This is a genomic window from Geodermatophilus telluris, assembly GCF_900102745.1.
Classification (GTDB): Bacteria; Actinomycetota; Actinomycetes; order Mycobacteriales; family Geodermatophilaceae; genus Geodermatophilus; species Geodermatophilus telluris.
On sequence record NZ_FMZF01000003.1, the window covers coordinates 237,745 to 262,232 of the forward strand.

24 protein-coding genes are annotated in these 24,488 nt (G+C 76.3%); 15 read left to right on the forward strand and 9 right to left on the reverse strand.

Features of this window, described 5'->3' with window-relative positions; all coding sequences use genetic code 11:
- Positions 1 to 3: 3 nt before the first annotated feature.
- The gene (locus tag BLQ97_RS11610; RefSeq protein ID WP_217637157.1) at positions 4 to 699 is read right to left on the reverse strand and encodes a response regulator transcription factor; all 696 of its coding nucleotides are present in this window, start codon (positions 697 to 699) and stop codon (positions 4 to 6) included.
- A 616-nt stretch (positions 700 to 1,315) separates the two neighbouring features.
- Here BLQ97_RS11610 and BLQ97_RS11615 point away from each other — a divergent pair.
- The gene (locus tag BLQ97_RS11615; RefSeq protein WP_091366036.1) at positions 1,316 to 2,032 is read left to right on the forward strand and encodes a GAF and ANTAR domain-containing protein; all 717 of its coding nucleotides are present in this window, start codon (positions 1,316 to 1,318) and stop codon (positions 2,030 to 2,032) included.
- 134 nt (positions 2,033 to 2,166) lie between these two features.
- Here the strand turns inward: BLQ97_RS11615 and BLQ97_RS24215 are convergent, their stop codons facing one another.
- Positions 2,167 to 2,289 (reverse strand): hypothetical protein, encoded by a 123-nt coding sequence (locus BLQ97_RS24215; RefSeq protein ID WP_281181401.1) that lies wholly within the window; start codon positions 2,287 to 2,289, stop codon positions 2,167 to 2,169.
- 105 nt (positions 2,290 to 2,394) lie between these two features.
- Between BLQ97_RS24215 and BLQ97_RS11620 the strand changes: the two genes are divergently transcribed.
- Complete coding sequence (locus BLQ97_RS11620; protein WP_091366037.1) at positions 2,395 to 3,552, forward strand: amidohydrolase family protein; 1,158 nt, start codon at positions 2,395 to 2,397, stop codon at positions 3,550 to 3,552.
- Here BLQ97_RS11620 and BLQ97_RS11625 read toward each other — a convergent pair.
- Complete coding sequence (locus BLQ97_RS11625) at positions 3,525 to 4,691, reverse strand: MFS transporter (protein ID WP_091366038.1); 1,167 nt, start codon at positions 4,689 to 4,691, stop codon at positions 3,525 to 3,527. The two genes, BLQ97_RS11620 and BLQ97_RS11625, sit on opposite strands and share 28 nt — an antisense overlap.
- Before the next feature lie 98 nt (positions 4,692 to 4,789).
- Between BLQ97_RS11625 and BLQ97_RS11630 the strand changes: the two genes are divergently transcribed.
- Together BLQ97_RS11630 and BLQ97_RS11635 are read left to right on the forward strand one after the other, a co-directional pair.
- Positions 4,790 to 5,731, forward strand: a complete 942-nt coding sequence (locus BLQ97_RS11630; protein ID WP_091366039.1) for an NAD(P)H-binding protein — start codon at positions 4,790 to 4,792, stop codon at positions 5,729 to 5,731.
- On the forward strand, positions 5,728 to 6,498 hold the full coding sequence (locus tag BLQ97_RS11635) for a CPBP family intramembrane glutamic endopeptidase (protein WP_175471693.1): 771 nt from the start codon (positions 5,728 to 5,730) through the stop codon (positions 6,496 to 6,498). Before BLQ97_RS11630 ends, BLQ97_RS11635 begins: the two co-directional genes overlap by 4 nt.
- A gap of 30 nt (positions 6,499 to 6,528) precedes the next feature.
- Here BLQ97_RS11635 and BLQ97_RS11640 read toward each other — a convergent pair whose 3' ends face one another.
- Entirely contained in the window at positions 6,529 to 6,861 is a 333-nt protein-coding gene (locus tag BLQ97_RS11640; protein ID WP_091366040.1) for a hypothetical protein, read from the reverse strand.
- 97 nt (positions 6,862 to 6,958) lie between these two features.
- Here BLQ97_RS11640 and dtd point away from each other — a divergent pair, with 97 nt between their 5' ends.
- The 4 genes from dtd to BLQ97_RS11660 all read left to right on the forward strand — a co-directional run bounded on the left by dtd (position 6,959) and on the right by BLQ97_RS11660 (position 10,044).
- Positions 6,959 to 7,390: a D-aminoacyl-tRNA deacylase gene (dtd, locus tag BLQ97_RS11645; RefSeq protein WP_091366041.1), complete on the forward strand. Its 432-nt coding sequence runs from the start codon at positions 6,959 to 6,961 to the stop codon at positions 7,388 to 7,390.
- Positions 7,391 to 7,626: 236 nt separating this feature from the next.
- Positions 7,627 to 8,610, forward strand: coding sequence for an RNA polymerase sigma factor SigB (gene sigB, locus BLQ97_RS11650; protein ID WP_091366042.1), 984 nt, complete (start codon positions 7,627 to 7,629; stop codon positions 8,608 to 8,610).
- A gap of 175 nt (positions 8,611 to 8,785) precedes the next feature.
- Positions 8,786 to 9,337, forward strand: coding sequence for a TIGR03086 family metal-binding protein (locus BLQ97_RS11655; protein ID WP_091366043.1), 552 nt, complete (start codon positions 8,786 to 8,788; stop codon positions 9,335 to 9,337).
- Between the two features lie 62 nt (positions 9,338 to 9,399).
- A complete protein-coding gene (locus tag BLQ97_RS11660; protein ID WP_091366044.1) occupies positions 9,400 to 10,044 on the forward strand; it encodes a dihydrofolate reductase family protein in 645 nt (214 codons plus the stop codon).
- A gap of 37 nt (positions 10,045 to 10,081) precedes the next feature.
- Here BLQ97_RS11660 and BLQ97_RS11665 read toward each other — a convergent pair whose 3' ends face one another.
- The gene (locus tag BLQ97_RS11665; protein WP_091366418.1) at positions 10,082 to 12,772 is read right to left on the reverse strand and encodes a bifunctional acetate--CoA ligase family protein/GNAT family N-acetyltransferase; all 2,691 of its coding nucleotides are present in this window, start codon (positions 12,770 to 12,772) and stop codon (positions 10,082 to 10,084) included.
- 85 nt (positions 12,773 to 12,857) lie between these two features.
- Positions 12,858 to 14,039 carry an acetoin utilization protein AcuC gene (locus BLQ97_RS11670; protein ID WP_091366045.1) on the reverse strand — a complete coding sequence of 394 codons (1,182 nt, stop codon included), beginning with the start codon at positions 14,037 to 14,039 and terminating at the stop codon, positions 12,858 to 12,860.
- A gap of 192 nt (positions 14,040 to 14,231) precedes the next feature.
- Between BLQ97_RS11670 and BLQ97_RS11675 the strand changes: the two genes are divergently transcribed.
- Positions 14,232 to 14,939, forward strand: coding sequence for an iron-dependent transcriptional repressor DtxR (locus BLQ97_RS11675; protein WP_091366046.1), 708 nt, complete (start codon positions 14,232 to 14,234; stop codon positions 14,937 to 14,939).
- 124 nt (positions 14,940 to 15,063) lie between these two features.
- Positions 15,064 to 17,151 (forward strand): S9 family peptidase, encoded by a 2,088-nt coding sequence (locus BLQ97_RS11680; RefSeq protein WP_091366047.1) that lies wholly within the window; start codon positions 15,064 to 15,066, stop codon positions 17,149 to 17,151.
- Between the two features lie 6 nt (positions 17,152 to 17,157).
- On the opposite strand, the gene BLQ97_RS11685 is transcribed toward BLQ97_RS11680, so the two are convergent.
- The 3 genes from BLQ97_RS11685 to BLQ97_RS11695 form a co-directional block, all read right to left on the reverse strand.
- Positions 17,158 to 18,252: a DUF4192 domain-containing protein gene (locus BLQ97_RS11685; protein WP_091366048.1), complete on the reverse strand. Its 1,095-nt coding sequence runs from the start codon at positions 18,250 to 18,252 to the stop codon at positions 17,158 to 17,160.
- 140 nt (positions 18,253 to 18,392) lie between these two features.
- A complete protein-coding gene (locus BLQ97_RS23310) occupies positions 18,393 to 19,151 on the reverse strand; it encodes a hypothetical protein (protein WP_091366049.1) in 759 nt (252 codons plus the stop codon).
- Positions 19,152 to 19,205: 54 nt separating this feature from the next.
- Positions 19,206 to 19,499, reverse strand: a complete 294-nt coding sequence (locus BLQ97_RS11695) for a Dabb family protein (RefSeq protein WP_091366050.1) — start codon at positions 19,497 to 19,499, stop codon at positions 19,206 to 19,208.
- Positions 19,500 to 19,571: 72 nt separating this feature from the next.
- On the opposite strand from BLQ97_RS11695, the gene BLQ97_RS11700 reads away from it, so the two are divergent.
- Genes BLQ97_RS11700 through BLQ97_RS11720 form a run of 5 tightly spaced genes read left to right on the forward strand, consistent with a single transcriptional unit; the run spans position 19,572 to position 24,402 of the window.
- Positions 19,572 to 20,825: a glycosyltransferase family 4 protein gene (locus tag BLQ97_RS11700; RefSeq protein WP_175471694.1), complete on the forward strand. Its 1,254-nt coding sequence runs from the start codon at positions 19,572 to 19,574 to the stop codon at positions 20,823 to 20,825.
- Positions 20,819 to 21,577, forward strand: a complete 759-nt coding sequence (locus tag BLQ97_RS11705) for a class I SAM-dependent methyltransferase (RefSeq protein WP_091366051.1) — start codon at positions 20,819 to 20,821, stop codon at positions 21,575 to 21,577. The genes BLQ97_RS11700 and BLQ97_RS11705 overlap by 7 nt, the downstream gene beginning before the upstream one ends.
- A gap of 49 nt (positions 21,578 to 21,626) precedes the next feature.
- Positions 21,627 to 22,652: a prenyltransferase gene (locus BLQ97_RS11710; protein ID WP_245692088.1), complete on the forward strand. Its 1,026-nt coding sequence runs from the start codon at positions 21,627 to 21,629 to the stop codon at positions 22,650 to 22,652.
- Positions 22,649 to 23,509, forward strand: coding sequence for a glycosyltransferase (locus tag BLQ97_RS11715; RefSeq protein WP_245692089.1), 861 nt, complete (start codon positions 22,649 to 22,651; stop codon positions 23,507 to 23,509). The genes BLQ97_RS11710 and BLQ97_RS11715 overlap by 4 nt, the downstream gene beginning before the upstream one ends.
- On the forward strand, positions 23,506 to 24,402 hold the full coding sequence (locus BLQ97_RS11720; protein ID WP_091366053.1) for a glycosyltransferase family 2 protein: 897 nt from the start codon (positions 23,506 to 23,508) through the stop codon (positions 24,400 to 24,402). The genes BLQ97_RS11715 and BLQ97_RS11720 overlap by 4 nt, the downstream gene beginning before the upstream one ends.
- The last annotated feature ends 86 nt before the right edge of the window (positions 24,403 to 24,488 follow it).

Consider the following 24,488-nt stretch of genomic DNA (forward strand, 5'->3'; position numbering starts at 1 on the left):
GACTCACGGGTCCAGCCGGTAGCCGACGCCGCGCACGGTCACGATCCGCGGCGTCGTCACCTCGGCACGCTGCAGCTTCTGCCGCAGCCGGTAGACGTGCTCGGCCACCGTGGACGCGCTCTGCCGGTCCGCGCCTCCACCCCACACCCGCTCCAGCAACTGCTCCGGTGAGAACACCTGCCGCGGGGAGGCGGCCAGAAAGGCCAGCAGATCGTGTTCCAGGGGTCGCAACGGCAGGAGCTCGCCCTTGACGGTCGCCTCGTGGGCCGCGGTGTCGATCACCAGGTCCCCCACCTCCACCGACGCGGTGGGGCGGGCGTCCGACGACCGGCGCAGCACGGCGCGCAGGCGAGCCGCCAGCTCCGGGAGCGAGAAGGGCTTGACCACGTAGTCGTCGGCGCCCAGCTCCAACCCCAGGACCCGGTCGCTCTCCCGGCCGCGGCCGGTCAGCACCACCACGGGCACCGCCCGCCCGGACCGCCGCAAGCTGCGCAGCAGGTCCAGACCGTTGCCGTCGGGCAGCCCCAGATCGAGGACGACCGCGTCCACCGCACGGTCGTCGAGCCGCTGCATCCCGGTCCGGCCATCGCCGGCGAGCACGACGTCGAACCCCTCGCGGCGCAGGAACTCCTCCGCCATCACCGCGAGATCCCGCTCGTCCTCGACCAGGACGACCACCGGCCGGACGAGCGGCCCCACCGTGCTCCCCCCTCCGCCGGATCCGTTGATCCGACGTTGACCCGACGACCGGACTCAACCCATCCGGGGACCGTACAACCGCCCTGGTGGGCCGGATGCCGCTCCGCACCTGACGAGGCAGGTCCGGCACCGACCCGCCGGCCCGGATCCCCGGACCCGCCACCGCGCCGAGTACCCGCTCGCGCTTCGTCCACCCGAGCGGATCACGATGACCCATCCCGACCTTCCCGACGATGCCGCAGCTGCTCGTGCCCCGAGCCGTCTGCACGACGGCGGGTCGACCCAGCCTGCGGTCGAGCGCGCGCTCGGCGGGGCCGGCCAGCCGGTCGACGCGCACGTCGCTGAGGCGAGGGAGGCGCGCCGTCGCGCCGACGAGATGCTGCAGGCCGCTCAGGAGGCCACGCGCAAGGCGCAGCTGGCACGGGAGAGGGCGGACGCGTTGGACGAGCGGGCCGCACTGCTCGAGGCCAGGTCCCTGGCCCGGTTGACGCAGAGGACGCGCGCCTCGGTGCCGATCAGACCCGGCCGTGCCGTGGCCCGTCATCCGAACCCGGCGCCTGCGAACCCCGCCGAGGCGTTGGAACGACTGGGACGGCTGTCCCCGCGCGAGCTGTCGATGGACAGCTTGCTGCAGACGGTGGCCGAGCTCACCAAAGCCGTGATGCCCGGTGACCCCGAGGCCTCGGTGTCCTTCCTGGTCCGCGACCGCCCCACCACGCTGGTGAGCACCGGCCGGCTCGCCGACGACCTCGACGAGCGCCAGTACGAACGTGACCACGGACCCTGCCTGCACGCCGCCCGCACCGGTCACATGATCCTGATCACCGACACCCGCACCGAGACCCGGTGGCGGGACTACCTGCCACGCGCGGTCGAGCGCGGCTGCCTCAGCTCCCTGTCGGTCCCGCTGCCCATCGACCAGGAAGACCGGGTCACCGCGACGTTGAACATCTACGCCCGCCAGGCCGACGCGTTCGACGAGGACAGCCGTGCCCTGGCCAGCCGCATCGCGCCCTACGTCGCCGTCGCCGCCGGCAACCTGCACCTCTACCAGCGCGCCCGGGACAAGGCCGACAACCTGCAGATGGCGCTCGACTCCCGCGCCGTCATCGAGCAGGGCAAGGGAGTGCTCATCGAGCGCTACAAGCTGACACCCGACCAGGCCTTCCAGCTGCTGGCCCGGGCGTCGATGAACGGCAACCGGAAGCTGCGCGACGTCGCCGACCACCTCATCCGCACCGGCGAGCTCCTCGGGACGGCGCCGCACGGCGACGACGGCCGCCTCGGCCCTCGCCGCGGGCACCGCGGCCGAGAAGCCCCGGAGCACCCCTGATCAGCCGCTGGTCGGGAGGAAGGCAGGCGATGACACAGGACCAGGTCGTCGCTGCCACACTCGCCGCCGGCCGACCATCCGGTGGCGCGGCACCCGCCGATCGCGGCGAGCGGAGATCGGGCGGAGCGGTGGCGTCACGCTCCACTGCTTCGTCGACGCACGTGCTGGTCGAAGAGCATCCCGAGCACGAGGGCGGGCGGGTCGCGGCCCAGCAGGTCGTCGGCGGCGCCGTCCCGGGTGGTGCGCAGGGTCGGCACGCCCGCATCGTGCCCCACCGCTTCCCCGGGAGGCGCCGCCCGGCCGCGGGTGCTCCGGGGCTTCCGGCACTGGCGTCCCGGCGTCGGCCTGCCACGGTGCTCGGCATGATCGCGCTGCGCGCCGACCGGGTGTACCGCGGACCCGGCGCCTGGGGTCCCGGTGCCGTGCTCGTCGAGGGCGGCGTCGTCGCCGACGTGTGCACCGACGGGGGCGGCCTGCCGCCCGACGTCACGGACCTCGGCGACGTCACCGTGCTCCCGGGTCTGGTCGACTGCCACGTGCACCTGGGGTTCGACTGCTCGGCCGACGTGGTCACCCCGCTGCTCCACGACGGGAACGACGTCCTGCTGCGGCGGATGGCGGACCACGCGCGCACCGCCCTGGCCGCCGGCGTCACGACGGTGCGCGACCTCGGGGACCGCCGGTTCCTGTCCCTGGCGCTCCGCGACGCGCTGCGGGCGGAGCCGTCCTCGGGTCCGGAGCTGCTGGTGTCGGGACCGCCGCTGACCAGGACCCGCGGGCACTGCTGGTTCCTGGGCGGTGAGGCCGACACGACCGAGCAGCTGCGCGCCGCCGTCCGCGACCGGGCCGAGCGCGGCTGCGACGTCGTGAAGGTCATGGCGACCGGCGGGGCCCTCACCCCGGGCTTCGGCCTCCACGAGTCCCAGTACGACGTCGAGCACCTCGCTGCCGTGGTGGCGGAGGCCCGTGCCGTCGGGCTGCCGGTCGCGGCCCACGCGCACGGTCCGGCGGGCATCCGGGACAGCGTGGCGGCCGGCGTGGACAGCGTCGAGCACTGCTCGTGGTTCACCGCCGACGGCGTCGACGTCGACTGGGGCGTCGCCCGGCGGATGGCCGACGACGGCGTCGTCGTGGGCGCCACGCTCGGCCGGCGGCCCGGTGCCGCGCCCCTGCCCGCGGTCGCCCAGCGCCTGGAGGGCTACCTCGCCACGGTCGCCGACCTCGTCGGTCTGGGGGTGACGGTGGTGGCCGGCACGGACGGCGGCGTGAGCCCGGGCAAGCCCCACGACGTCCTGCCCCTCGGCATCGTCGCGCTGACCGACCGCGGGGTCGCCCTCGACGACGCGCTGGCCACCGCGACCACCTCGGCCGCCGCGGCGTGCGGCGTCGGCGGGCGCAAGGGCCGCCTCGCGCGGGGGTACGACGCGGACCTCCTAGTCGTGCGGGGCGACCCCCGCCGCGACCCGGCGGCGCTGCTCGAGGTCGACCGCGTCTACCGCGCCGGAGTCCGCGTCCGCTGAGGAGGTCTGCGGGGGTCGGGCAGCGTGCGGAACAGCAGCCAGGTCAGCGCCTGCACCGCGACGAGCGGCGCCAGGGCGGTCTGCAGGGAGGTGGCGTCGGCGATGCTGCCGAGCAGGGGGCTGGCCAGGCCGCCGATGCTGACGGTCAGGCCGAGGGTGATCCCGCTGGCGGTGCCGATCCGCGAGGGTAGGTAGTCCTGGGCGAGGGTGACCTGCAGCGAGAAGGGGACGTAGAGGCCGGCCGAGGTGAGCGCCACGAAGGGGTAGAGCGCGGGTCCCGGCACGAACACCACGCCGGCGACCGCGCCGATCGCGAGCAGGTACGACCAGCGGCAGACCGCGACCCGGCCGAAGCGGTCGGCCAGCGCGCCGCCGAGCACGGCGCCGACCGCGCCGCCGGCGTAGAGCACGAACAGCGCCGCGGTGCCCGCCGCGGTGCCGCCGCCCGTGCGCTCGGCGGCGTGCAGCGAGAGGAACGTGCTCAGCCCGACGAAGACGACCGAGCGGCAGACCACGGCCAGCGACAGCCGCACGAAGGACGCCCGGTCGTCCTCCCGGACGGCGGCCGCCGCAGCGTCCCCGGCGGCCCGCCACCGGTGCAGCGCGGACAGCACCGGCAGGAACACCGCGATGCCGGCCAGGGCCGGCAGCACCAGCAGCGGGGTCAGCCGCAGCCCGCCGGTGCCCACGACGGCGGCGACCAGCAGCGGGGACGTCGCGAAGCCCAGGTTGCCGCCGACGGAGAACCAGGCCATCGCGCTGTGGCTGTTCCCGCTGGCCAGCCGGGCCACCCGGGCGGACTCGGGGTGGTAGGCGGCCACCCCCACGCCGGAGACCGCGACGCACGCCAGCGTGAGCGCGTAGGAGCCGCCCAGCCCGCTCAGCGCGATGCCGAGGCCGCCCAGCAGCGTGGCGACCGGCAGCAGCCAGGGCATCGCCCGGCGGTCGGTGAGGAGACCGAACGCAGGCTGGGCGACCGACGACAGCACCGAGGCGGCGAGCACCAGGCCTGCGGCGGCGGCGTAGTCGTAGTCCCGCTCGGCGACGAAGTACGGGACCAGGGCCGCCACGGCGCCCTGGTAGACGTCGACGCAGGCGTGGCCGACGGACAGCAGCGCGATCGACGTCCTCCGGTGCACCCCGCCATGCTCGGGGCGCGGCCGCCTGTCGGCCCGGCGCGCTCGCGCGCGGGCCCGGCGCGGTGGCGCGCCGCGCCCGCCCGGGTGAGGCTCCACCGGTGAGGATCCTGGTGACGGGGGCGTCGGGCTTCGTCGGCAGCCGGCTGGCCACCGCGCTGGACGCGGAGGGCCACGACGTCCGGGCGATGACCCGGCACCCGGAGCGCTACCGCGGGGCGGGCACCCCGGTCGCCGGCGACGTCGGCGACGAGGAGTCGCTGCGCGCGGCCCTGGACGGCTGCGAGGCGGCGTACTACCTGGTGCACTCGCTCGCCGACCCGGACTTCGAGCGCACGGACGCCGCGGCCGCCCGGGCCTTCGCGCGGGCGGCGGCCGCGACGGGCACCGGGCGCATCGTCTACCTGGGCGGCCTGGGCCGCGACGCGGACACCCTCTCCCCGCACCTGCGCAGCCGCCGCCAGGTCGAGCGGCTGCTGGGCGAGACCGGCGTGCCGGTCACCGTGCTGCGCGCCGGCATCGTCGTCGGCCACGGCGGCGTCTCGTGGGAGCTGACCCGCCAGCTGGTGGCCCACCTGCCGGCGATGGTCACCCCCCGCTGGGTGCGCACCCGGACCCAGCCGATCGCGGTCGCCGACGTCATCCGCTACCTCGTGGGCGTGCTCGGGGTGCCGGGGACCGCGGGCCGGGTGTACGAGGTGGGCGGCCCCGAGGTGCTGTCCTACCTCGAGATGCTCACCCGGGTGGCCCTCGTCCAGAACCGGCACCTCTTCGTCGTCCCGGTGCCGCTGCTCAGCCCGCGGCTGTCCTCCCGCTGGCTGGCGCTGGTCACCGACGTCGACGTCGCGACCGGCCGGTCGCTCATCGACTCGATGACCAACGAGGTCGTCGTCACCGACGACTCCATCCGCTCGGTGGTGCCCTTCGAGCCGATGGACTACGACCGGATGGTCCTCGAGGCGCTCGTCGAACGGGCCCACGAGCACCGGCGGCAGGGCCGCGGGCAGCGGGCCGGGTGGCTCAGCCGCGGAGCCCGCCGGTGACCGCGGCGCGGCGCGGGCTGCACGGCCCGGTCGTCCGGTGGCTGCGACGGACGCTCGTCGACCGGGTGCCCCGCGACCACCGCGAGTCCGACGCCGCCTTCCGCCGCCGGCGGCGGATCACCGCCGGCACCGCGGTGACCGGCGCCACCCTGCTCGGGGTGTCGCTGTCCCAGCCGCCGGACTCGCCGCGGTTCTACGGACTGACGCTCGCCGTCGCCGGCACCTGGGTGGCCGGCGGGCTGGCCTCCGGGCCGCTGCACCTGGGCTGGACCTTCGGCCGGGACACCGCGCTCCGGCGTCCGCTGGCCACGCCGCTGCTCACCGGCGTGGCCGCCTTCGGCGCGTTCTACGGCGCCGCGCTGGTCGCCCGGCGGATCCCGGTCCTCGACCGGGCCCTCACGTCGGTGCTCCGCTACGCCCACCAGGGGTCCTTCCCGCTGGTGCTGACGACGACGCTGGCCAACGGCGTGGCCGAGGAGGTCTTCTTCCGCGGGGCGCTGTACGCCGCGGTCGGCGTCGACCGGCCGGTGCTCACGTCGACGGCCGTCTACGGGCTGGCCACCACCGCCACGCGCAACCCGGCGCTCGTGCTGGCCAGCATCGTCATGGGCCTGCTCTTCGGGCTGCAGCGGCAGGCCACCGGCGGCATCCAGGCACCGGTCCTGACCCACCTGGCCTGGTCGGTGCTCATGCTGCGCCACCTCCCCCCGCTGTTCGCCGACCGGCCCGCGCTCGACGACCCCCGGCCGGGCCCGGGGCCCGGCTGAGCGGCGGGCCCGCCCGCCGCGCCGGAGGCCTCAGAGCTGCAGGACCGCCGCGGCGGTGAGGTAGGCCGCGGACACCCCTCGGGGGTCGTGCAGGTCCCCGGGGTCGGCCACGGCCGCCCGGGCCCGGGCCCGCAGAGCGGTCCCGGGGTCCTCGGCGACCAGGTCGGCGCAGAGCCCCTCGACGGCGACCCGGGTGTCGTGCCCGTCCAGGTCGTCGAGGACGAGGCCGTCGTGCAGCAGCTGCGCCACCTCGCGGAACACCTCACGGGCCGCCTCGGGGTCCACGCCGGGGCGCGACCGGGCGACCTCCTCCGCGGCCGCCAGGAAACGGTCGAGGTACGGGCCCGCCGAGCGCGCCGACACGCCGGGAGCATCCCAGCGCACCCCACGGGCGGGCAACGCGATCGCGCCCCCGGCCACCGCGGGGGTGGTCCCGCAGGGGATCGCGGAGGATGGGCCGGTGCGGGCGGTGCTGAGCAGGGTGTCGTCGGCGTCGGTGACCGTCGACGGTGCCGTCGTCGGGGAGGTCGGCCGGGGGCTGCTGGCGCTGGTCGGCGTCGGCCGGGACGACGACGCCGGCCGCGCGCGGGCGCTGGCCCGCAAGGTGCACGAGCTGCGGGTGTTCCCCACCGACGACGGCGCCCGGTCGGCCGCGGACCTCGGCCTGCCGGTGCTGGTGGTGAGCCAGTTCACCCTCTACGCCGACACGCGCAAGGGCCGGCGCCCCTCCTGGGACGGCGCCGCACCCGGCGAGCTCGCCGAACCGCTGGTCGCGGAGGTCGTCGCGGAGCTGCGGCGACGCGGCGGCACGGTCGAGACCGGGGTGTTCGGAGCACGCATGGCGGTCGCTTCCGTCAACGACGGACCGATGACCTTGCTGCTGGAGGTCTGACCCCGCGACCGGGTGGGTACCGATGGTGACCGAACACACCACCTGTGGTCCCGCTGTGAATCCCGGGGGTGTGGAACACGGTCCCCGTCGTGACCGTTGGACGGGGCGTAACACAACGGACCACAACGCACCACCCAGCGAGGTGCTCCGCCGGACACGGAGCCCCACCCGTCCGGATGCCACCGCCCACCACACCGGCGGTGCATCCGGACCAGACGCAAGGACGAAGACAGACCGTGACGCTCCTCCAGTCTTCCCCCAGTGACGCCCTCGAGGTCCGCGCGCCGCGCCGCGAGCCGGACACCAGTGGACTGGTGTCGACCGACCTGGTGCGCGTGTACCTCAACACCATCGGCAAGACCGCCCTGCTGACCGCCGAGCAGGAGGTCGAGCTCGCCAAGCGCATCGAGGCGGGCCTCTACGCCGAGCGGCTGCTCGGCGAGCGGCAGCTCACCCCGGCCGTCGCGCGCGACTACAAGGCCCTCGCGGCCGACGGCAAGGCGGCCAAGCGCCACCTGCTGGAGGCCAACCTCCGGCTGGTCGTGTCGGTGGCCAAGCGCTACACCGGCCACGGCATGACGTTCCTGGACCTCATCCAGGAGGGCAACGTCGGCCTCATCCGCGCCGTCGAGAAGTTCGACTACACCAAGGGCTTCAAGTTCTCGACCTACGCGACGTGGTGGATCCGCCAGGCGATCACCCGCGCGATGGCCGACTCCGGCCGCACCATCCGGCTGCCCGTGCACCTGGCCGAGCAGGTCAACAAGGTCGTGCGGACCCGCCGCCGGGTGCACCAGGAGCTCGAGCGGGAGCCCACCGCCGAGGAGCTCGGCCTCGAGCTCGACATGACGCCCGAGCGGGTCACCGAGCTGCTCGAGTACTCCCGCGACCTGGTGTCGCTCGACCAGACCGTCGGCACCGACGAGGAGTCCCGCCTCGGTGACTTCATCGAGGACGCCGACGCCGCGGTGGCCGAGGACGCCGTCGCCTTCCAGATGATGAAGGGCGACGTGCGCACCGTCCTGTCCACGCTGGAGGACCGCGAGCGCGACGTGGTCGTGCTGCGGTTCGGTCTCGACGGCGGCCAGCCCCGCACGCTCGAGCAGATCGGCAAGCAGTTCGGTCTCTCCCGTGAGCGGGTCCGGCAGATCGAGCGCGAGACGATGGCGAAGCTGCGCGACCCGCAGCGCGCCGACGCCCTGCGCGACTACCTGGCCTGAGCAAGGACCTCCTCGCCCCCCCGACCCCCGCTCCGCTCGGGTCGGGCCCCTGCGAGGAGGCCGTTCCAGCCACCTCCGAGAGCCGGCTCCCCCTGGGGGAGCCGGCTCTCGGCGTTGACAGGGGTCCTCCACCGGGCCAGAGTCATCGTCAACCGATCGGTTGAGGAGGCAGGTCATGGCGACGACGGCGGACCGGTGGCGGCGGCTGGCCGACGACCTCACCCGGCGGGTCGACGGCGTCCCGCCCGGCCGCTGGGACGACCCCGCGCCCTGCGAGGGCTGGGTGGCCCGCGACGTCGTCCGGCACCTCGTCGAGTGGATGCCGGCGCTCTACCTCCCGGCGGTGGACCTGCCGGTGCCCGACCTCCCCTCCGTCGACGAGGACCCGGCCGCGGCCTGGCGGGCCGCCGACGCCGCGATCCGGGCCCTGCTCGCCGACCCGGACCTCGCCCGCCGGCCCACCAGCACCCGCGCCGGGGAGATGCCGCTGGAGGACCTGGTCGCCATGACCGGCCTCATGGACCTGCTGGTGCACACCTGGGACCTCGCCCGCGCCACCGGCCAGGACGAGACGATCGACGCGGACGAGGCGTCGGCCTTCCTCGCGGGCATCGAGCCGTGGGACGCCGCGCTGCGCAGCAGCGGCTACTACGGCCCGCGGGTGACGGTGCCCGACGACGCCGACGACCGGGCGAAGCTGCTCGCGTTCACCGGCCGCCGTCCCTGAGCCGTGGCGATGAGTTCCGGCGGCGCCGGCGGTCAGCCCGTCGTCGACACCGGGGAGGAACCGTGGGCCAGCTGCTGAGGGTGCAGAACTTCACCGTCTCGAGCGACGGGTACGGCGCGGGCGAGGGACAGAGCCTGCAGCGACCGTTCGGGCACGCCGACCCGCGGGAGCTGATGGCGTGGGCCCTCGCCACCGCGAGCTTCCCCGGGCGCAGCGGGCCGGGCGGCAGCCGCGGCCTCGACGACTACTTCACCCGCGACTTCGCGCACGGCATCGGCGCCGAGATCATGGGCCGGAACAAGTTCTCGCCCCAGCGCGGTCCCTGGCCGGACCTCGAGTGGCAGGGCTGGTGGGGCGACGAGCCGCCGTTCCACACGCCGGTCTTCGTGATGACCCACCACGTGCGGCCCTCGTTCACCCTGTCGGACACGACGTTCCACTTCGTCGACGGCGACCCGGCCACGGTGCTGCAGCAGGCCCGCGCGGCGGCCGGCGGCGCCGACGTCCGCCTCGGGGGTGGTGCCTCGGTGATCCGCCAGTTCCTCGACGCCGACCTCGTCGACACGCTGCACGTCGCCGTCGCACCCCTCGAGCTCGGCGCCGGTACGCGGCTGTGGACCTCACCCGACGAGCTGCTCGACCGCTTCCACCGCGAGGTCGTCCCCAGCCCGAGCGGGGTCACCCACCACCTGTTCTGGCGCCGGTGAGCCGCGGGACCGGGTGGCGGGGCTCCTCGACGGCGGCTCAGTACAGGTCGCGCATCCGGCGGGCGCCGGGCTCGACGCGCGCGGTGGGCGGGCCGACCCGCGCGGTGCCCCCGGCGACGACCAGCGAGCGGCCGCCGTGCCAGGGGTTCGCCGGGCCGACGATCACCGGTGACAGGCTCAGGCCGAGCACCTCGGGCAGGTCGTCGGCCAGCCGCGCCACCCGCAGCAGCAGGTCCTCGAGCGCGGCGACGTCGACCGGCTCGGCCCCCCGCCAGCCGTCCAGCAGCGGCCAGGCGCGCGGGGCGCGCACCAGCTCGGCGGCGTCGAGGTCGGTCAGCGGCAGGGTGCGGTAGGCGCGGTCGCCGAGCAGTTCGGTGGCCACCCCGCCGACGCCGAAGCTGACCAGCGCGCCGAACGACGGGTCGTCGAGCACCTCCACCACGGTGGCCACGCCCGGCGCCGCCATCTCCTGCACGATCACCGGGTCGCCGGCCGGGATGGCGGCGTAGGCGGCCCGGACGGCGGCGGCGTCGGCCAGGTCCAGCCGCACCCCGCCGAGGTCGGTGCGGTGCCGCAGCCAGGGCGCGGTGGACTTGAGCACCACCGGGTAGCCGACGGCGTCCGCGGCGGCGACCGCCTGCTCGGCGTCGGTGACCACCCGCGTCCCCAGCAGCGGGATGCCGTAGGCGCCCAGCAGGGCCAGCGTCTCGTCGTCGGTGAGCGGCCGGCCGCCCGCGCTGTCGGCCAGGGCGCCCTGGACCACCGAGCGGGCGCGCTCCTCGTCGACGTCGGGCAGCTCGGGCACCGTGCCGACCGGCCGCTGCCGCCAGCGCGCGTACTCGGTGACCCGGGCCAGCGCGATGACCGCGCGCTCCGGCGTCGCGTAGGAGGGCACCGAGCCGCGGGCGGGCATGCCGGCGGCGTCGGGCAGGGTCAGCTCGGGCAGGAAGCCCTCGGCGGAGAGGAACGTCGCCACGACCGGCTTGGCCGAGCCGACCGAGACCTCGCGCAGCGCCCGGCCGTACTCCTCGGGCGGCGTGCGCACCAGCGGCGGCAGGAAGACGGCCACCACGGCGTCGACCCCGTCGTCGTCCACGGCCGCCTGCAGCGCGGCGCGGAACTCCTCCGGGCTGCCGCCGGTGCCGATGTCGACCGGCGCCTCGTGCGCCAGGGTCAGCCCCTGGTCGAGGACGGCGTCGGCGACCAGCACGCCCAGCGCCGTCGAGTTGCCCACGACGGCCACCCGGTCGCCGGCCGGCAGCGGCTGGTGGGCGGCGAGCATGCCGACCTCGAACAGCTGCGCCACGGTGTCCACCCGGATGACGCCGGCCGAGGTGAACAACGCGGCCACCGACTGCTCGGGGACGGTCACCGAGGTGCCGGCCAGGCCCGGCGCGAGGCCGCCGTGCCGGCCGCTCTTCACCGCCACGACCGGCTTGGTGCGGGCCACCGAGCGGGCCAGGCGGGCGAACTTGCGCGGGTTGCCGAAGCTCTCCAGGTGCAGCAGCACGACCTCGGTGCCGGGGTCGGTGGCCCAGTACTGCAGTAGGTCGTTGCCGCTCACGTCGGCGCGGTTGCCCGCCGAGACGAAGCTGGACAGGCCGATGTTGCGGCTGCGCGCCCGCTCCAGCAGCGCCACGCCCAGGGCCCCGGACTGGGCGAAGAAGCCGACCCGCCCGCGGCCGGGCACCTGCGGCGCGAGGCTGGCGTCGAGCCGCACCGCCGGGTCGGTGTTGACGATGCCCAGGCAGTTGGGGCCGACGACGCGCATGCCGGAGGCGCGGGCGGCGGCGACCAGCCGGCGCTCGGTGTCCCGGCCGGCCGGGCCGGTCTCGCCGAAGCCGCCGGAGATGACCACCAGGCCGCGGACCCGCTTGCGCCGGCAGCTCTCGACCACCCCGGCCACCTCGTCGGCCGGCACGGAGACGACGGCGAGGTCGACGTCGTCGGGGATGGCCTCGATCGAGGCGAAGGCCGGCACCCCGCGCACGTGCCGCACCTTCGGGTTGACCGGGTAGATGGGGCCGTCGAAGCCGTACTCCAGCAGGTTGCGCAGGACGGCGTTGCCCACCTTGCCCTCGTCGTTGCTGGCGCCGACCACGGCTACCGACGACGGGGTGAGCAGCCGGGCGATGGAGCGCGACTCGCTGCGCTGTTCGCGCTCGTGGGTGACCGCCAGCGAGTCCTCGGTGAGCGCGATGGGGAAGGTCAGGTGGACCACGCCGTCCTCGTAGGACCGGCTGGCCTGGTACCCGGCGTCGAGGAAGACCCGCACCATCCGCGCGTTCTGCGTCAGGACCTCCGCCACGAAGCGGGTGATGCCGCGCTCGCGGGCGGCCGCGGCGAGGTGCTCGAGCAGCACCGAGCCGAGCCCGCGGCCCTGGTGGGCGTCCTCGACGAGGAAGGCGATCTCGGCGTCGGTGGTCCCGGGCAGGCGGTCGTAGCGCCCGACGGCGATCAGCTGGTCGCCCAGCAGCACGACGAAGGCCACCCGGTCGGAGTGGTCGACGTGGGTGAACCGGTAGAGGTCGCGGTCGGAGAGCCGCTTCATCGGCCCGAAGAAGCGCAGGTAGCGGGTCTGGTCGGAGCTGCGCTCCATCAGGCCGGTGAGCCCGTCGGCGTCCTCCGGGCAGATCGGGCGCAGGTGCACGGTGCCGCCGTCGGCGGCGATGATGTCGGCCTCCCAGTGCGCCGGCGGCCGCGGCGCGGCTGCTTCCTCGTTCGTCATCAGGTCCACGGTCGGCCGCCCAGCAGGGGCCCGCCCCGAGCCTGCGAGGGGTGGGGGGCCGGGTGGTCCTTCGAGGGGTCCTTCCTCAGTCACGGGGGTCGTCCGGGTCGAGGCCGAAGTACGGGAAGGACGCCCGGCGGGTGCGGGCGATCGCACGGTCGACGCGCGACTCGGTGAACGGGTCCCACGCGGAGAAGCCGGTCCAGCCGCCCTCGGTCATGTGCGTCGGCGGCCGGGCGCGCAGCCCGCGGGCCACCACGTCGTCGCGCCAGGCCTGCGGGATCTCGGTGACCGGGTCCACCCGCTCCCCGGACGCCTCGGCGATCAGGTGCGTCCAGGCCCGCGGGACGCAGCGCACCAGCCCGTAGCCGCCGCCGCCCAGGGCCAGCCACCGGCCCTCGCACAGCTCGTGCGCGAGCTCGTGCACCGCCGTGTAGCCCGCGCGCTGGCCGTCGATGGTGAGGCCCAGGTCGGCCAGCGGGTCCTCGTGGTGGGCGTCGCAGCCGCACTGGGTGACCAGGATCTGCGGCCGGAAGGCCCGCAGCACGCTCGGCACGACGGCGTGGAAGGCGCGCAGCCAGCCGGAGTCGTCGGTGCCGTTGGGCAGCGCCAGGTTGACCGCGCTGCCCAGCGCCTTGTCGGGGTCGCCGGTCTCCTCGGGGAAACCGGTGCCCGGGAACAGGGTCAGCGGCGTCTGGTGGATGCTCACCGTGAGCACCCGCGGGTCGTCGTAGAAGGCGGTCTGCACGCCGTCGCCGTGGTGGACGTCGAGGTCGACGTAGGCGATGCGCTCCCAGCCCCGGCGCAGCAGCCACGCGATGGCGATCGACGCGTCGTTGAACACGCAGAACCCCGACGCGCGGTCCCGCATCGCGTGGTGCAGGCCGCCGGAGATGTTGACCGCGTGCTGCGCCCGGCCCTCGTGCAGCAGCTCGGCGGCGCGCACGCTGCCGCCGACGATGAGCGCCGCGGCGTCGTACATGCCCTCGAAGACGGGGTTGTCCGGGGTGTGCAGCCCGTGCCCGACCTCGGCGTCGGTGGGCGCCCGCCGGACGGCCTCCAGGTACTCGGGGTCGTGGCACAGCGTCAGCAGGTCCGGCCCGGCCGGGGTCGGTGCGACGACCTCCAGCCGGTCGCTCGCCAGCACGCCGAGGCCCTCGGCCAGCCGCATCGTCAGGTCCAGCCGCACGGGGTGCAGCGGGTGGTCGCCGCCCATCGTGTAGCCGAGCAGCGCGTCGTCCCAGACGACGGCCACCGCGTCGCTCACGGGCTCCTCCTGTCGCCGCCGTCGCCGGTCCGGGCGTCCGCTCCGGGCCGGCCGGGGCAGGCCGGCGCGGCCGTTCCCCTGCGGCGGGACGCTACCGCCGGGACCGGGTCGCCGCCCTGCTCACGGTCCTCGGCGTGATCCGGGCGGCACGACGCCGGGCCGTACGATCGGGCACGACACGGAGGAGTGCCAGTGAACGACCTCATCGACACCACCGAGATGTACCTCCGCACGATCTTCGAGCTGGAGGAAGAGGGCATCGTGCCGCTGCGGGCGCGGATCGCCGAGCGGCTGCACCAGAGCGGCCCGACCGTCAGCCAGACCGTCGCCCGGATGGAGCGCGACGGGCTGCTGACCGTGGAGGGCGACCGGCACCTGCAGCTGTCCGACCAGGGCCGGCAGCTGGCCACCGCCGTCATGCGCAAGCACCGGTTGGCGGAGTGCCTGCTCGTCGACGTCATCGGCCTGGACTACGCCGACGTCCACGAGGAGGCCTGCCGCTGGGAGCACGTGATGAGCGAGGCGGTCGAGCGCAAGCTGCTCACCCTCCTCGGCAACCCCTCGGTCTCGCCGTTCGGCAACCCGATCCCGGGCCTGGACGCCCTGGGCGGGGAGACCTCCGCGGTGCTCGACTCGCTCACGCTGCTGTCCACCTCGGCCACCGCCGAGGGCCGCCGGGTGGTCATCCGGCGGATCAGCGAGCAGCTGCAGGAGGACGCCGACCTGCTGCGCGTGCTCGCCGAGCGCGGCCTGCGCCCCGGCGCCACGGTCGTGGCGACGTCGAGCAACGGGACGATCAGCCTCGACGGCCAGCCGCTGCCCCACGGTGTGGCCCAGCACGTCTTCGTCGCCGCCCCGGACGAGGAGCTGACCCCGGCCGAGGCCGCCGCGCAGCTCTGAGCGCCCACCTCGGCACGAGGCCCGCTGCCCCCCGGCGCCCGGAATCCGCTCCGGCGGTCCCGGGCGCCGCGGTGTCTACGGTGGTCGGCACCGCCCCAGCGCCCCCGACCCGCGAGGAGACCCGGTGAGCCAGCCCGACGCCCCGACCGGCCCACCGGCCACCCCGGCCGACGACCCGGGACACCCCTTCGCCCGGCTGGCCGACTTCGTCGCCGTGCCGCGCGTCGCCGGGCTCGCGCTCTCCCCCGACGGGCGCCGGCTGGCCATCGCGGTGCAGACCCTCGACGCCGAGCGGAAGAAGTGGCTCCCGGCGCTGTGGGAGGTCGACCCGGAGGGCCGGCGCCCCGCGCGCCGGCTGACCCGCAGCGCGCCCGGCGAGTCCGCGCCGGAGTTCGCCGCCGACGGCAGCCTGCTGTTCCTCTCCGCCCGGCCCGACCCGTCGGCCACCGGCGGTGCCGAGCCCGAGCGGGCCCTGTGGGTGCTGCCGCCCGACGGCGGGGAGGCCCGCCCGGTGGTCACGCGGCCCGGCGGCGTGGGCGGCTTCGCAGTGGCCGCCGACACCGGCGAGGTGGTGGTGGTGGCCTCGGCGATGCCCGGTGCCGCGGACGCCGCCGACGACGAGCGGCGCCGCACCGCCCGCAAGGACGCCGGCGTCTCGGCGATCCTGCACGAGGCCTACCCGGTGCGGTACTGGGACAGCGACCTCGGCCCGGCCGTCCCGCACGTCTTCTGGGCCGGCGCGCTGCCGGCGGACGACCCCGCCGGGCAGCCGCCCGAGCCCGTGGAGCTGCGCGACCTCACCCCCGACGCCGGCCCGCCCACCGGCGCCGGGGAGTCGGTCACCCTCTCCCCCGACGGCCGGCTGGTGCTGCGGGTGGACTCCGTCCCCGACGGCCCGGCCGGGCGCCGCGACCGGCTGGTGCTGGTCGACACCGGCTCCGGGGAGAGCCGGGTGCTGGTCGACGACCCGCTGGCCGACGTGCACTCCGCCCGCTTCTCCCCCGACGGCGCCGCGGTGGTCTGCGTCCGCGAGACGCTCACCACCTACGCCGAGCCGCCGGACTACACGCTGCTCGTGGTCGACGTCGCGAGCGGTGAGGTCCGCGACCTCACGCCCGGCTTCGACCGCTGGCCGAGCGCGCCGCAGTTCGGCGCCGAGGGCGACGCCGTCTACTTCCTCGCCGACGACGACGGCCGGCACGCCCTTTTCCGTGTGGAGCTCGGCGGGGGCGAGCCGGTGCGGCTGACCACCGACGGCGCCTACAGCGACCTGCAGGTGGCCCGCGACGGCAGCGCGCTGTACGCGCTGCGCTCGGCCTACGACGAGCCGCCCGCGCCGGTGCGGCTGGACCCGCGGGCGACCGGCCAGCACCCCGCGCCGCTGCCCCACCCCGGCGCCCTCCCCCCGCTGCCCGGGAGCCTGCACGAGGTGCGCGCGACCGCCGCCGACGGCGCCGAGGTGCAGTCGTGGCTGGTGCTGCCCGAGGGCGCCAGCGCCGAGGACCCGGCGCCGCTGGTGCTGTGGATCCACGGCGGCCCCCTGATGAGCTGGAACTCGTGGTCGTGGCGCTGGTGCCCGTGGGTGCTGGCCGCCCGCGGCTACGCCGTGCTGCTGCCCAACCCGGCGCTGTCGCAGGGGTTCGGGCAGGACTTCGTCCGCCGCGGCTGGGGCGAGTGGGGCGGCGCGCCCTACACCGACCTGATGGCCGCCGTCGACGCCGCGCTGGAGCGGCCCGACCTCGACGCGGAGCGGACCGCGGCGATGGGCGGCTCCTTCGGCGGCTACATGGCCAACTGGGTGGCCACCCAGACCGACCGGTTCCGGGCGATCGTCACGCACGCCAGCCTGTGGGACCTCGACTCCTTCGTCGGCACGACCGACGCCGGCTACTACTGGGAGAAGGAGTGGGGCGACCCGCTCGTCGAGCCCAAGCGCTACGAGCAGAACTCCCCGCACCGGTTCGCCGACGCCATCCGCACGCCGGTGCTGGTCATCCACGGCGACAAGGACTACCGGGTGCCGATCGGCGAGGGCCTGCGGCTCTGGTACGACCTGCAGAAGCGCGGTGTGCCCTCGCGGTTCCTCTACTTCCCCGACGAGAACCACTGGGTGCTCACGCCCGGCAACGCCGCGGTCTGGTACGAGACGGTGCTCGCCTTCCTCGCCGAGCACGTCCTCGGGCAGGAGTGGCAGCGGCCCGACCTGGTGTAGGCGGGCTCACCGGGCGTCCTGGCCGGAGGTCAGCGAGTCGCTGATCAGGACGCGCAGCTCCGCCGGGGGCAGGCAGGCGGCCAGCCCCTCGGCGAGCAGCCGGGGCAGTGTGGCGCCGGGGTCGGCGGCCAGCGCCCGGTCGAGGGCGACGTTGGCCGTGGCGCCGTCGCCGCGCAGCCACGCGCTGACCGCCAGCAGGGTGGCCGGGACGCAGTCGAGCGGGACGGGGGCGCGGCGGGTGCACTCGGTCCACAGCACCTCGGCGGCCGCGGCGTCCTCGCCCAGCGCGGTGGCCAGCGCGCGGTCGCGCACCTCGGTCAGGGTGAGCGCCCAGAGCACCCGGGCCACCCGCGCGTCGGGCAGCCGGGTGGCGGCCGTGGCCGGTCCCGGGCGGCAGGCGGCCACGGCGTCGGCGACCGCGGCGTGGCACTCACCGGCGAGCACCGACCGCCCGGCCGCGCGCAGCCGGGTGGCGTGCTCCCGCCCGGCGCGCAGGCACGCCTCGGCCATCGCCGCGGCGCCGGCGCCTCCCGCGGGCGGGGCGATGCGGGCGGCCAGCGCGTCGCGGTCGGCCGCGAGCACCGCGCCACCGGCCACCGCAGCGGCGGCCAGCGGGCTGGCGCCGCCGGGCAGCGGGGTGCCGGCCCCGGGTGCGCAGCACGGGTACGGGCAGTCGTAGTCCCACCACCGGCCGGCGCGCACGAGCAGCGCCTCCCGGACGGGCACGTCGTGCGCGTCGAGGGCGAGCACCACCTCGTGCACGAGGTCGCGGTGCGGCAGGTCGGCGTCGGGACCCGGGCCGGCGGCATCGTGCGGCACCGGGGTCCAGGGGCGGTCGGGCGCCTCGGACACGACCGCCAGCAGCACCGCGGCCGGGTCGTCGGTGGCCAGCTTGGCGGCCAGGGCGCGGGCCAGGGCGGCGGCGTCGGCGGGCCGGGGCAGGTCGGCGCGCACGGTCAGGCCGACGCGGCTGCCGCCGGTGCCGCGCAGGGCGACGAGCACCACCGACTCGGTGGGCCGGAAGCCGAGCAGGTGGGGCAGGGCGGCGGCGACCTCGCCGGTGTCGCCGAGCCGGATGAGGGGCATCGGGGGTTCGTCCATCCGGTCGACCCTGGAGGTCGAGGGTGCTGAACGGCGGTGGTCGAGGGGTCCTGTGGACCGGCCATCGGCTGTGGACGGCCGGCTCCGTTCCCGTCACCGCCCCGAGCCTGCGAGGGGTGGGGGGCGAGGGGGTCCTTCGATCAGTCGAGGCTCTCGGCCTGCGTCTCGTAGGCCTGCTGCAGCAGGGCGCTGAAGGCGGTGGGATCGAGGGTGCCGCCCTGGGTGTCGGTGCTCACCAGGACCACGGCGCGCTCGCCGTCCTGCACCACGCCGACCAGCGCCGGGACGACGAGCTGCTGCCCGTCGGGCCCGACGGCGGTGGTGGTGAACGCGGTGCCGCCCGTGCCGTCGCCGAGGTCGGGGAGGTCGAGCGGGCCGTAGTCGATCTGCACGGTGCCGACCTCCGGCGGGGTCACCTGCACCGAGTCGCACCCCGCCGGCCGCTCACCGAGGCCCGCGAGCGCCTCCCCGGCGGGACCGCCGGAAACCAGGGCCTGCACGGTGGTCGTCGTCCCGAGCACGGCGACCTGCGCGGCGACGTCCTCGTACTCGTCGAAGGACGGCTGGCTCTGCTGCACGAGCGCGGCGCACTCCGGCGGGTCCACCTGCAGGCCGGCGGCCGACCCGCCGGCCAGCGCGGCGCCCTGCTGGAGCTGCGCCTCGGTCACCGGGGTCACCTGGGCACCGGGCCCGAAGGCGTCGGCCGGCAGCAGCCCGGGCGCGAGGTCGGAGCCACCGGCCGCCGACGAGGACGCCGCGGACGACTCGGACGACGACGCCGAGGACGACGACGCGGAGGACGACGACGCGGACGGGGACACCTCTCCGCCGCAGGCGGCCAGCAGCGGCGCGGTGAGCAGGCCGGCGGCGGTGGCGAGGACGAGTCGGCGCGGGATCACGGCCGAACGGTAGGGCCGCCACCGCCGGGTGCCGGGCCGGGTAGTCCGATCGGGTCAGAGCTCGTACTGGACGGCGCTGCGGGCGGCCAGGATCGGGCGGACGTGCTCGGCGATGACGGCCAGGTGCGTCGGGTCCGACGCGTAGGCGCGGAAGGTCTCGGCGTCGGGGAAGTCGGCGACCAGGACGGTGTGCGCGTTGCCCTCGACCAGCCCGGCGTCGGGGGCCACGGTGAAGGCCAGCGAGCCGGGCACCTGCTCGGGCAGGCGGCGCAGCGCGGCGAGCGTCTCGGCCCGGCGGGCCTCGTCGGCGGTGTCGGACCAGGTGAAGTGGACGACGTGTCGGATCACGCCCCCACCCTGGCAGGCGCCGCGGGACACGGGCGAGCGGGCGGACGGTCCGGGGTCGTTAGAGTCCGGCGCATGGGACGACGGCTGCGCATCGCCCTGCTGTCGTACCGGAGCAAGCCGCACAGCGGGGGCCAGGGCGTCTACGTCCGCGCGCTGTCGCGGGAGCTGGCCGCGCTCGGCCACGACGTCGAGGTGCTCAGCGGCCAGCCCTACCCCGAGCTCGACGACGGCGTCGTGCTCACCCGGCTGCCCAGCCTCGACCTCTACCGCGAGCCCGACCCGTTCCGCACGCCGCGGCCCTCGGAGTTCCGCGACGGCATCGACGTCCTGGAGTGGGCGGCGATGTGCACCGCCGGGTTCCCCGAGCCGCTGACCTTCAGCCTCCGCGCGGCCCGCGAGCTGCTCCCCCGCGCGCACCGCTTCGACGTCGTGCACGACAACCAGAGCCTCGGCTACGGCCTGCTGCGCCTGGTCCGCGCCGGCGTCCCGACGGTGGCCACCGTGCACCACCCGGTCGCCATCGACCGGCAGCTGGAGCTGGCCGCCGCGCCCACCCTGCGCCGCCGCCTCACGCTCGGCCGCTGGTACGGGTTCACCGCCATGCAGGCCCGCGTCGCCCCGCGGCTGGACGCGGTCACCACCGTGTCGGAGAGCTCGCGGCGCGACATCGAGACGCACCTGGGCGTCCCGGCGGCCGGCGTCGAGGTGGTACCGGTGGGCATCGACCCCGCCGTCTTCACCCCACCGCCGGCCGGCCGGCCGCGCGACGGCGACTCGGTCGTGGTCACCACCAGCGCCGACGTGCCGCTCAAGGGACTGGTGCACCTGCTCGAGGCGGTGGCCAAGCTGCGCACCGAGCGGCCGGTGCGGCTGACCGTCGTCGGTACCGCCCGCCCCGGCGGCCCGGCAGAGGCGGCGCTGGACCGCCTCGGCCTGCGCGACGCCGTCCGCTTCACCGGGCCGCTGCCCGAGGCCGACCTCGTGCGGCTGCTGCAGTCGGCGACGGTGGCCGCCATCCCGTCGCTGTACGAGGGGTTCTCGCTGCCCGCGGTCGAGGCGATGGCCTGCGGGACGCCGCTGGTCACCACCGACGCCGGCGCGCTGCCGGAGGTGGTGGGCACGCAGGCCGGGCTCCGGGTGCGCGCCGGGGACGTCGACGAGCTGACCGCGGCGCTGCGGCTGGTGCTGGAGAACCCCTCGCTGCGCGAGCAGCTGGGCCGCGCCGGGCGCCGCCGCGTGCTGGCCTCCTACACCTGGCGCTCGACCGCCGAGCGCACCGCCGACTGGTACGCCCGTGTGCTGCAGGAGAAGGGCCGCCCGTGCTGACCGTCGACTACGACCTGCTCGACGTGCGCCCCGGGACGACCGTCCTGGACCTGGGCTGCGGCGAGGGCCGGCACGCGTTCGAGGCCTACCGCCGCGGCGCGCACGTCGTCGCCGTCGACTGGGGCACCGCCGAGGTGGCGACGACGAGGCAGTGGCTCGGCGCGATCGCCGAGGCGGGCGAGGCACCGGCGGGTGCGCGCTGCACGGTGGTGCGCGGCGACCTGCGGCACCTGCCGTTCCCCGACGCCAGCGTCGACCGGGTGATCGCCTCCGAGGTGCTCGAGCACATCCCGGACGACGCCCGCGCGATGGCCGAGATCGCCCGCGTCCTCAAGCCCGGCGGCACCGTCGCGGTGACCGTGCCGCGCTTCGGCCCCGAGCGGGTCTGCTGGGCGCTGTCGGACGCCTACCACGCCAACGAGGGCGGCCACGTGCGCATCTACCGGGGCGACGCGCTGCGCGCCCGGCTGGCGGTGGCCGGCCTCGTCCCCGGGAGACAGCACCACGCGCACGCCCTGCACGCGCCCTACTGGTGGCTCAAGTGCGCCGTCGGCGTCGACCGCGACCCCGCCGTCGTCCGGGCCTACCACCGGCTGCTGGTCTGGGACCTGGTGAAGCGGCCGTGGGTGACCCGGCTGGCCGAGCGGGTGCTCGACCCGCTGATCGGCAAGAGCCTCGTCGTCTACGCGGCCAAGCCGGGAGCGCCGGCGGCGACCCGCCCGGAGCGGGAGAAGACCGCTGCGCTCCGCTGAACTGCCCGAGCTGCCCGGGGTCCTCGACGGCGGCGCGGTCGGGCGCACGGTGGCCGCCATCGCCGCCGAGCAGCACCACGACGGCGCGCTGCCGTGGTCCCGGGGCGGGCAGCTGGACCCCTGGGACTCCGTCGAGGCGGCCATGGCCCTCGACGTCGGCGGCGAGCACGCGCGGGCGGCGGCCGCCTACCGGTGGCTGGCCGCGCGGCAGCGGCCCGACGGCTCCTGGGCCGCCGAGTACCGCGACGGCGCCGAGACCTCCCCCGCCGTGGAGAGCAACCACGCCGGCTACCTCGCCGTCGGCACCTGGCACTCCTGGCTGGCCAGCCGCGACGAGCGGCTGGTGGGCGAGCTGTGGCCGGTCGTGCGCCGCGGCCTGGACCTGGTGGTGCGCATGCAGCTGTCGTCGGGGGCGGTGAGCTGGGCGCTGCGCCCCGACGGCACCCCCGACGACACCGCGCTGCTGACCGGCAACGCCAGCCTCTTCCAGGCGCTGCGCTGCGGCGTGGCGCTGGCCGGGCTGGTCGGCGACCCGCAGCCGGACTGGGAGCTGGCCGTCACCGACCTCGGGACGGCGCTGCGCACCGACCCCGGCGCCTTCGCCGACCGGTCGCGGTACTCGATGGACTGGTACTACCCGGTGCTGGCCGGCGCGGTCACCGGCGAGGCGGCCCGCGCCCGGCTGGCCGCCGACTGGGACCGCTTCGTCGTCCCCGGCCTGGGCGCCCGCTGCGTCGCCGACCGCCCGTGGGTGACCGGCGCGGAGACCTGCGAGCTGGCGCTGGCCCTCGTCGTCGCCGGGCAGCCCGACGCCGCCCGGGAGCAGGTGGCCGCCATGCAGCACCTGCGCCACGACGACGGCTCGTACTGGACCGGGCTGGTCTACGCCGACGACGCCCGGTGGCCGGTGGAGCGGCCCACCTGGACGGCGGCCGCGGTGGTGCTGGCGGTGGACGCGCTCGCCCGGGCCACCCCCGCGTCGGCGCTGTTCGCCGACCCGGCCGCGCTGCCCGCCCCCGGCACCGTCGACGTCCCCGGTTCGGCCGCGCCGCTGCCGGGAAGGGGTGAGGCGTGACCGGCACGTCCGCACCCCCGGCCGCCGACGGCGTGACCGTCGTCGTGATGAGCCGCGACCGCCGCGAGGACCTGCTGGCCACCCTCCCTCGGCACGAGGCGCCGGTCGTGCTGGTCGACAACGGGTCGGCCGACGGCACGGTCGAGGCCGTCCGCGCCGCGCTGCCCGAGGTGACCGTCGTGCCGCTCGCGGACAACGCCGGTGCCCGCGCCCGCACGATCGGCGCCGGGGTCGCGGGCACCGAGTTCGTGGCCTTTGCCGACGACGACTCGTGGTGGGCGCCCGGCGACCTGGCCCGCGCCGCCGAGGTCATGCGCGCCCACCCGCGGCTGGCGGTGCTCAACGCCCGCGTGCTGGTGGGCCCGGAGGAGCGGCTGGATCCGCTGTGCGCGGAGCTGGCCACCAGCCCGCTGGGCACGCCGGCGCACCTGCCCGGGCCACGGCTGCTCGGCTTCCTCGGCTGCGCGGCGATGGTGCGCACCGGGGCGTTCCTGTCCGTCGGCGGCTTCGACCCGGTGGTGCGCTTCCCCGGCGAGGAGGAGCGGCTGTCCCTCGACCTGGCCGCGACCGGCTGGGACATCGCCTACGTCGACTCGCTGACCGTGCACCACCACCCCTCGCCCCGCCGGCACGACCCCGCGGCGCGGCGGACGGCCATCTGGCGGTCGAAGGTGCTCACCGCGGTGCTGCGGCTGCCGCTGCGCGAGGTCGCCGGCACCGTGGCCGCCGCGCTGCGCACCGGCGCGCCCGAGCGGCGCGGGCTGTGGCGGGCGCTGCCCGACCTGCCGGCCGCGCTGCGCCGCCGCCGGCGGCTCCCGGGACCGGTCCTGGCCGACCGGCGTCGGCTGGCGGCATGACGGACCCGCGGGTCGCCGTCGTCGTCATCACCCACCAGCGCCGCGACGAGGTGCTGCTGGCGCTGTCCCGGCTGGTCGCCCTGCCCGAGCGGCCGCACGTCGTGGTCGTCGACAACGGCTCGACCGACGGGACGGCCGAGGCGGTCCGGGAGGGCTTCCCCGGCGTGGAGCTGGTGGCCAGCCCGGAGAACCTCGGGGCGGTCGGCCGCAACGTCGGCGTCGCCCGGGTGACGGCGCCCTACGTGGCCTTCTGCGACGACGACACCTGGTGGGACCCCGGCTCGTTGCGGCACGCCGCCGACGTGCTCGACGCCCACCCGCGGCTGGCCGTGGTGACCGCGCGGATCGTCGTGGAGCCCGGGGCGCGCGAGGACCCGATCGTGGCCGAGCTGCGCGACTCCCCCGTCCGCGGCGCCCCCTGGCTGCCCGGGCCGGCGCTGGGGTCGTTCCTCGCCGGCGCCTCGGTCCTGCGGCGGGCGGCGTTCACCGAGGTCGGCGGCTTCTGCGAGCGGCTGTGGCTCGGCGGCGAGGAGGAGCTCATGGCCGGCGACCTCGCCGCCGCGGGCTGGGAGCTGTGCTACCTGCCGTCGCTGACGGTGCACCACCAGGCGTCGCGGGCGCGCGACGCGCACCGCCGGCGCCGCGACGGCATCCGCAACACCCTCTGGACGACGTGGTTGCGCCGCCCGCTGCGGCCGGCCCTGCGCCGCACGGTGCACCTGCTGCAGACCCTGCCCCGCGACCGGGTGACCGCGCAGGGGCTGTGGGCGGCGGTGCGCGGGGCGCCCTGGGTGCTGCGCGAGCGGCGGGTGCTGCCCCCGCACGCCGAGGCCCGCTTCGCCGCGCTCGACGCCGTCCAGAGGCGCTCCACCGCCCGCCGCTACGTCAGCTGAGGGTGCCCGCGGGCCGCCCGGTGTCGAGCTGGTGCGGTCTCGGGCGCGGTCGAGACAGCACCGCGTCGACACGCGGCGAGGTGCGG

Coding starts and splice junctions, on each gene's coding strand:
- BLQ97_RS11615 (WP_091366036.1), top strand. CDS start 1,316: ATGGACAGCTTGCTGCAGACGGTGGCCGAGCTCACCAAAGCCGTGATG.
- BLQ97_RS11620 (WP_091366037.1), top strand. CDS start 2,395: ATGATCGCGCTGCGCGCCGACCGGGTGTACCGCGGACCCGGCGCCTGG.
- BLQ97_RS11655 (WP_091366043.1), top strand. CDS start 8,786: ATGGCGACGACGGCGGACCGGTGGCGGCGGCTGGCCGACGACCTCACC.
- BLQ97_RS11665 (WP_091366418.1), bottom strand. CDS start 12,772: ATGACGAACGAGGAAGCAGCCGCGCCGCGGCCGCCGGCGCACTGGGAG.
- BLQ97_RS11685 (WP_091366048.1), bottom strand. CDS start 18,252: ATGGACGAACCCCCGATGCCCCTCATCCGGCTCGGCGACACCGGCGAG.
- BLQ97_RS11700 (WP_175471694.1), top strand. CDS start 19,572: ATGGGACGACGGCTGCGCATCGCCCTGCTGTCGTACCGGAGCAAGCCG.
- BLQ97_RS11720 (WP_091366053.1), top strand. CDS start 23,506: ATGACGGACCCGCGGGTCGCCGTCGTCGTCATCACCCACCAGCGCCGC.